Source organism: Rubrivivax sp. A210, from assembly GCF_904426505.1.
Lineage (GTDB): Bacteria > Pseudomonadota > Gammaproteobacteria > Burkholderiales > Burkholderiaceae_C > Rubrivivax.
The window spans coordinates 1-6,289 of the sequence record NZ_CAJGBN010000033.1 but is presented as its reverse complement, the minus strand read 5'-3'; the positions used below and the strand labels follow the sequence as shown (position 1 = coordinate 6,289).

Here is a 6,289-nt window from a genome sequence, read left to right as displayed (position 1 = left end):
AGTCCGCGCTGTAGCGCCGTCGAGTCGTTGTCTTGTCGCTTGTCATCGTGTCCACGTAAGTCCGGCGTGGACACGATCGTTATCGGTGCCAGGGCTCAGTTCAAGATGGGATCGCTGTGCGCTTACGATCCAGAAGCTGCCATTCAGCGTGGGCACGTAAGTGAAGCCTAACCCCTCGCTCAAGCGGAGCGCCAACGGCAGGCCACCAGGGCCCGGCCTGTGGCACATGGTGCATTTTCACAGCCCGGGCCCTGGCGTCCTGCCGCTGGCTCCCGCTTAGCTCGAACGTTAGGCCCCGCAAAGGCATTCATGCGAGCCTGTTCGCGCCTTCGGCTGGTAGCGCCGGGAAGTCGGCGACTTCCGGCAGTGTTGGCCGCTCGGAAAAGCCCGAGAACAGCGAAAGACCGGGCCGCGCCTGAGGGCACGGCAAAACACAACTCAGGCACCGGCTTCGCCAGTGCCAAAGCCGGTCAAGCTTGCCTCGCTCCGCTTCTTGCCGTGGCCCACGGACGAGACAAAGGAACAACTCGGTCGGGCCACTGCCAGTCCACGGTTCCACAGCCAAGCAATGGGCGCGGTCGCTTCCCGCGATCCCGCGGCACACCGAGGGCAAGGCAGGCACTGCACTTGCACAGGTCAACCTCTCGTAGCCACAGTGGCGTGTCGAACCCTATGCAACGCGAGCGGTCGCGCGCAGCGGGGCCTAACACCTCGGTCAACGCGAGGCCCAGCGGCGGGGCACTTGGCCCGCGATGCCGTGTGCTGCATCATCAGCATCGCGGGCCAAGCACCCCACCGCCGGTCACGCGTTACCTCGAACGTTAGGCCTCACAGGAACCGGTTGTGGCGCACCACCATTTTCAACAGCCAAGCAGCCCTTGCCCCTGCACTGAAGTGCATGCCACTAAGGGTCAACCCGCATTGGCACCTATGGCAATATCCGGGTGCATGCACCCAGTTCTTGCCATAGGCACCAGGGGCGCTATGCTGTCTAAAACACGTTAGGCCACGCAAATACACTCACCTCGGCAGCTTTCACGAGATCCGCCAGCCGCACTAAATGCATCCCCTCATCAGCATCACTGTGGCTCAGAAAGCGACCAAATTCCGCGAGCAAAGGCCTCGTCTCCAAGCTTCACGAGTATTTACGCTGACGCCCACATCACAAGTGAAAATCAGCCCCGACGTCCACAACTACGCCGAAAATCTAAGCGACCAGCTCTTTGGCGTCGCCACCTACGCCGCGCCAGCGCACCACCGAGGAAAATCACCCAGCCTAGCCAGCAGTCGTAGTTCAAGCTCGTTGGCGTCCTTGTGCAGGGCGCAAGGGCCATGCAGAAGCTGGTCGTCGCAACAGTGCCGCCAAGTCAGCTCAAGGCAAGGCGCGCATCAGTGGCCATCAAAAGCGTGGCCTAACACGTCGCTCAAGCTGAGCACCAACGGCAAAACACCAGGCCCCGGCCACAGGTACGCTGTACATTTTCTGTGGCCGGGGCCTGGCGTTTCACCGTCGGTGCCAGCTTAGCTCCCACGTTAGGCCCCACAAAAACCACGCGGTCGCCCGTCCCGCACTTCTCCAAGGACCTCATCTCAAATGGCCACAAAGTCAGTCCAGTCGTTGGTCGAAGACGTCCGACTTGTCAGCGAGACAAACTACGAGATAGTCGAAGCCGTGCGCGCCCTGGTCAAGAAGACATTCAAGTCCACGTCCGAAGAGGTCAAATACGGAGGCATCCTGTTCTCCTCAGGAGTTCAGTTCTGTGGCGTATTCGCCTACAAGGAACATGTCTCCGTCGAGTTTGGCAGCGGAGCCAAGATCAAAGACGACATTGGTCTTCTTGAAGGCGCAGGTAAAGGTCGCCGTCACTTGAAGCTCAAGTCAGTAGCGGAACTCAAAGGCAAGAAGCTTGCGGAGTATCTTTCCCTTGCACACCAGGCCGCGAGTGGGGCCTAACCCCTCGCTCAAGCGGAGCACCAACGGCAGGCCACCAGGGCCCGGCCTGAGGTACGCGGTACATTTTCTTAGTCCGGGCCCTGGCGTCCTGCCGTTGGCGCCCGCTTAGCTCGAACGTTAGGCCTCAAAGTCGACTCAAGTTGCTATCCCAGCTGAAATTCAACCCCAACACCCAAATGCGCCTCGTCACCTGGAATGCCTGCAAAGGCCAATACCTGAGCAAGTCTGCACACCTCGCAGCCCACAATGCGGACATCGCCGTGATACAGGAGATTGCGAAGCCGCGCGAAAAGCTGAGCAACGTACTGTGGTTTGGCGAGAACGAGAATCAGGGCGTTGCCATCATCGCCAAAGACCCGTACACGATTGAGCCACTCATTGAGCTTCCCAACGCTCCGAAGTACTTTGTACCGATCAAAGTGAACGGCCCTACCAACTTCACGCTTTTTGCCGTATGGACCCTTGGCGCGCAGCCCCATCGATACGTGCGCGCTGCGTCAGTAGCAATCGACATGTACGATGATCTCTTCGCTGCCGGCCAGACGGTTTTGATGGGTGACTTCAATTCGAACGCAATCTGGGACACGGACCATCCGAAAGACGTCAACCACTCTGCAATGCTGCGGCGGTTGGAGCGACATGGCCTAGTCAGCGCGTATCACCATCACCTTGAAGAGGAACATGGTTCCGAGAAGCAACCAACCTTCTACTACCAATGGAACGAGGCGAAGCCGTTTCACATCGACTACTGCTTCATGCCTCGGACTTGGGCTACCAAGGTCTCGCGCGTTGAAGTAGGCGACTTTGAGGCTTGGCGCGAGCGCAGCGATCATAGGCCCCTATTCGTAGAGGTTGCGGTTGAGGCCTAACCCCTCGCTCAAGCGGAGCGCCAACGGCAGGCCACCAAGCCCGGGCCGGTGGTACGCGGTACATTTTCACCGGCCCGGGCTTGGCGTCCTGCCGTCGTCGCCCGCTTAGCTCGAACGTTAGGCCGCGCAACGCCCGGCTTCGGTCCCATTCGTTGCGTCTCGGGCTATGCTGCAAGCCGGCTCAGGGTACATCCACCGTGCAAGGAGGTTCGCATGACCGAGACCCCCGCTTCCAAGGCTTCAGCAGCAGCAACAACCACTTTGTTGCTCAGCATCGTTGCTTTGGGCGCCATCATCTATCTCGCCACAGAAGTAGCAGAACCCAAGCCTCTCTTGTTCATGCTCGCAGGGCTGGCCTTAGCAGTCACGCTTGTGCTGCACTTCATCTTCGTCTGGCTGCTGGCCAAGCGAGAAGGCAAGAACGCCAGAACATACCTCGCGGGGGCCGTACTCACCTACCCACTCGGCTCGGCTATCGGGCTCATCCTGTACGAGTGGCGCGTGAGGGTTGACCAAGAGTCCTCCAACAGCGCGGCCTAACCCCTCGCTCAAGCGGAGCGCCAACGGCAGGCCACCAGGCCCGGTCTGGCGGTACGCGGTACATTTTCGCCAGCCCGGGCCTGGCGTCCTGCCGTCGTCGCCCGCTTAGCTCGAACGTTAGGCCGCAGAATCCCCCATCCTTCCCAATTCATGTATGTCGCAGAACATAGATCACTCCGAAACTTATCGCGCCAAACTCGCCGCCGCGATACAGGAAGCGCGGAATCTGGGCTTTCCGAATGCCACAAAAATTGACCCAGCGAAAAGAATTTCGGACTCAACATTGCTGAAGCTTCAGAAGCTTCTCAATGATGACTTTTATGCCGAACTCTATCGAAAAGTGCCTTTCTATTGGGGCGACAAGTGTCAGACGCTTACCAGTCACCTCTTTGCGAAGCTTTCTTCCGTTGGACTGGAAGTTGACATCGTGCTTGGTGAAGTCAATATCAATGGAACGTTGGAGTTTGATGCCACACTCGCTAGTCTTCGCATGGAATATCAGGGGTCGCTTAAGGGCGATAATCAATCCTTGCATGCATGGATAACCATCGGAGATGATACGGTTATAGATGCAGGCCTTCCGGATCGAATGATTCGACACTACCGTTTTCCGGAAAGATATATGCCACCCATAATGGTTGGGCGCGCAAATGAGCTAGCCGAAAAATTTAAGGCCAAGCACGAGCCCTTGCTAGTTGGCACAGACTTCATCGCAAAGACAAACTCTATTGACCCTCGGTCTCTCCTTCACCACTACAAGAGCGCGAATCGTTCATATTAACTATGGGCAGCTCTGAGCCACTGCGGCCTAACCCCTCGCTCAACCGGACCAGCTACGGCAGGCCACCTTGGCCCGGGCTGAGGTACACGGTACATTATCTCAGCCCGGGCCAAGGCGTCCTACCTCCGCTGGCCGGTTAGCTCGAACGTTAGGCCGCACAGAACCAGTTCCTCACCGCCTCCAACTGAATCCAACCCAAAGGAGAGCCACCGTGCTTCAGCTCAAGCCACTTGACAAGAACGTCCCGATCTTTCAGCAGATCAATAGCGACGTCTCACCAGTCGTCCTAGTCAACATATTCCATGTGGCTGAGGCAGATATCCCGGCGCTGATGAAGGCGTGGGAAGCGGACGCGAACTGGATGAAGAAGCAACCTGGCTATATCTCTACGCAACTGCATCAGGGAATCGCTGGAAGCAACGTCTTCATGAACTACGCGCTTTGGGAGTCCGTCGCACACTTCCGTGCGGCATTCACGCACCCAGAGTTCACGGACGCACTTAGCCACTACCCGTCCTCGGCCGTGGCGTCACCGCATCTCTTCACGCGGCTCACGGTCCCGAATCTCTGCGTTGGCCCATAGCCGCCGTGGCTAGAGAGCAGCACTCTCGCCAGCATGCGCCAAGTGCGGCCTAACCCCTCGCTCAAGCGGAGCCCCAACGGCGGGCCACCAGGGCCCGGCCGCAGGTACACGGTACATTGTCTGCGTCCGGGCCCTGGCGTCCCGCCGTTGGGTCCCGCTTAGCTCGAACGTTAGGCGTCATAAATCGACCCTGTAGCACGCCTCGCAAGATTCACTTCCTACAGTCTCGATGTTGTTCACAGAAGTGCAGCTTGTAGGCCATTAACGCGCAAATTGCAACGTGTTAGCCTTCAACTAGAAAGCGCTGCGCAACTTCAATATGATGCAGCATTGATTGCGCTTTAGAATATTGAGCCAACATGATTTCATGGATCCACCGGCATCCAATCCTAAGCTTTCTTCTCGGGTTAGGAATTATATTAACTTCTGCGTTCTATCTACGCGGTGGAGCGAGGCTCTTTGTTTTTTGCATTGGTGCCACCATCATCGGCATCAACAAGCTAAAGGGCTTTGAGGAAATGGGTCGAGAATTTCATCGTAGACGCGAGAAAAAGCGGAAGTAGCACCAATGACTTATATCAATAATGATTCGCCTGCAGCCGTTGGTGCAATGACGCCTAACCCCTCGCTCAAGCGGAGCGCCAACGGCAAGCCACCAAGCCAGGGCCGGTGGTACGCGGTACATTTTCACCGGCCCGGGCTTGGTGGCCTGCCGCTGTCGCCCGCTTAGCTCGAACGTTAGGCGTCAAGAGACCGCAGTCTGCGTCATCCCCATTGTGTACGTACCAGCCCGCAACTCATGTGCTACTGGCGCTCAGACGAGCATCGCGTGTTACAAGTCTAGCCTTTCGTCGGAGGCCGTATGGAAGATTTTGTACTGGCAATCATCATCTCAGCCATATCCAGCGCTATATCAGCCGCAGTCGGAATCGCTGTGTTCTTTCCTCTCTTGCTTCTAATGAGCAAGGGGTTAGAGACCGATCAATCCTCCGGATTCGGCTTTAGGTCATTTATTGCGAGCCAGATGATCTTTTGGGGATCGTTGGTCTTCGTCGCATGGGTCGACCCTCCTTCAGTCGGCGCCTTCGTCGGGAACGGAATTCCCTTCTTATTCAATTTAGTCCTGATAGTCTTTGCAACTCGAATCGGCATGCGCGCTGCGATTCGGATACGCAACTCCCGCCGCAGTGGGGACGCTCCGCGAGTCGACGATCTTGAACGCATGAAGAACTCACTGGATCGTGGTCAAAAAGCGCGCGATGTCACGGCAAAGATCACCGACATTCTGAAGTAAGGACTGAAGAAGACCACGCCAGCGCCGTTGACGCCTAACCCCTCGCTCAAGCTGAGCACCAACGGCGGGCCACCAGGCCCGGGCCGGTGGTACACGGTACATTTTCACCGGCCCGGGCCTGGCGTCCCACCGTTGGCGCCAGCTTAGCTCGAACGTTAGGGCGCATGACAGCAACCTACTTCACTCCAAATGCCACCGAGTTCGTCGCAGCCGCGACGACGCAATTCTCGTTTCTGGCGGCGGAGTATGGCTTCGCGCTAAGACCCGC

General features: G+C 57.6%; 6 protein-coding genes. All 6 read left to right on the top strand.

Features of this window, described 5'->3' with window-relative positions; genetic code table 11:
* The first annotated feature begins 1,594 nt into the window (after window positions 1–1,594).
* The 6 genes from JMV16_RS16020 to JMV16_RS15995 all read left to right on the top strand — a co-directional run bounded on the left by JMV16_RS16020 (window position 1,595) and on the right by JMV16_RS15995 (window position 6,021).
* Window positions 1,595–1,954: a DUF1801 domain-containing protein gene (locus JMV16_RS16020; protein ID WP_201495309.1), complete on the top strand. Its 360-nt coding sequence runs from the start codon at window positions 1,595–1,597 to the stop codon at window positions 1,952–1,954.
* Between the two features lie 176 nt (window positions 1,955–2,130).
* On the top strand, window positions 2,131–2,823 hold the full coding sequence (locus JMV16_RS16015; protein ID WP_201495308.1) for an endonuclease/exonuclease/phosphatase family protein: 693 nt from the start codon (window positions 2,131–2,133) through the stop codon (window positions 2,821–2,823).
* A gap of 213 nt (window positions 2,824–3,036) precedes the next feature.
* The gene (locus JMV16_RS16010; RefSeq protein WP_201495307.1) at window positions 3,037–3,363 is read left to right on the top strand and encodes a hypothetical protein; all 327 of its coding nucleotides are present in this window, start codon (window positions 3,037–3,039) and stop codon (window positions 3,361–3,363) included.
* 154 nt (window positions 3,364–3,517) lie between these two features.
* A complete protein-coding gene (locus tag JMV16_RS16005; RefSeq protein ID WP_201495306.1) occupies window positions 3,518–4,144 on the top strand; it encodes a hypothetical protein in 627 nt (208 codons plus the stop codon).
* 211 nt (window positions 4,145–4,355) lie between these two features.
* Window positions 4,356–4,727, top strand: coding sequence for an antibiotic biosynthesis monooxygenase family protein (locus JMV16_RS16000; protein WP_201495305.1), 372 nt, complete (start codon window positions 4,356–4,358; stop codon window positions 4,725–4,727).
* An 862-nt stretch (window positions 4,728–5,589) separates the two neighbouring features.
* Window positions 5,590–6,021 (top strand): hypothetical protein, encoded by a 432-nt coding sequence (locus JMV16_RS15995; RefSeq protein ID WP_201495304.1) that lies wholly within the window; start codon window positions 5,590–5,592, stop codon window positions 6,019–6,021.
* The last annotated feature ends 268 nt before the right edge of the window (window positions 6,022–6,289 follow it).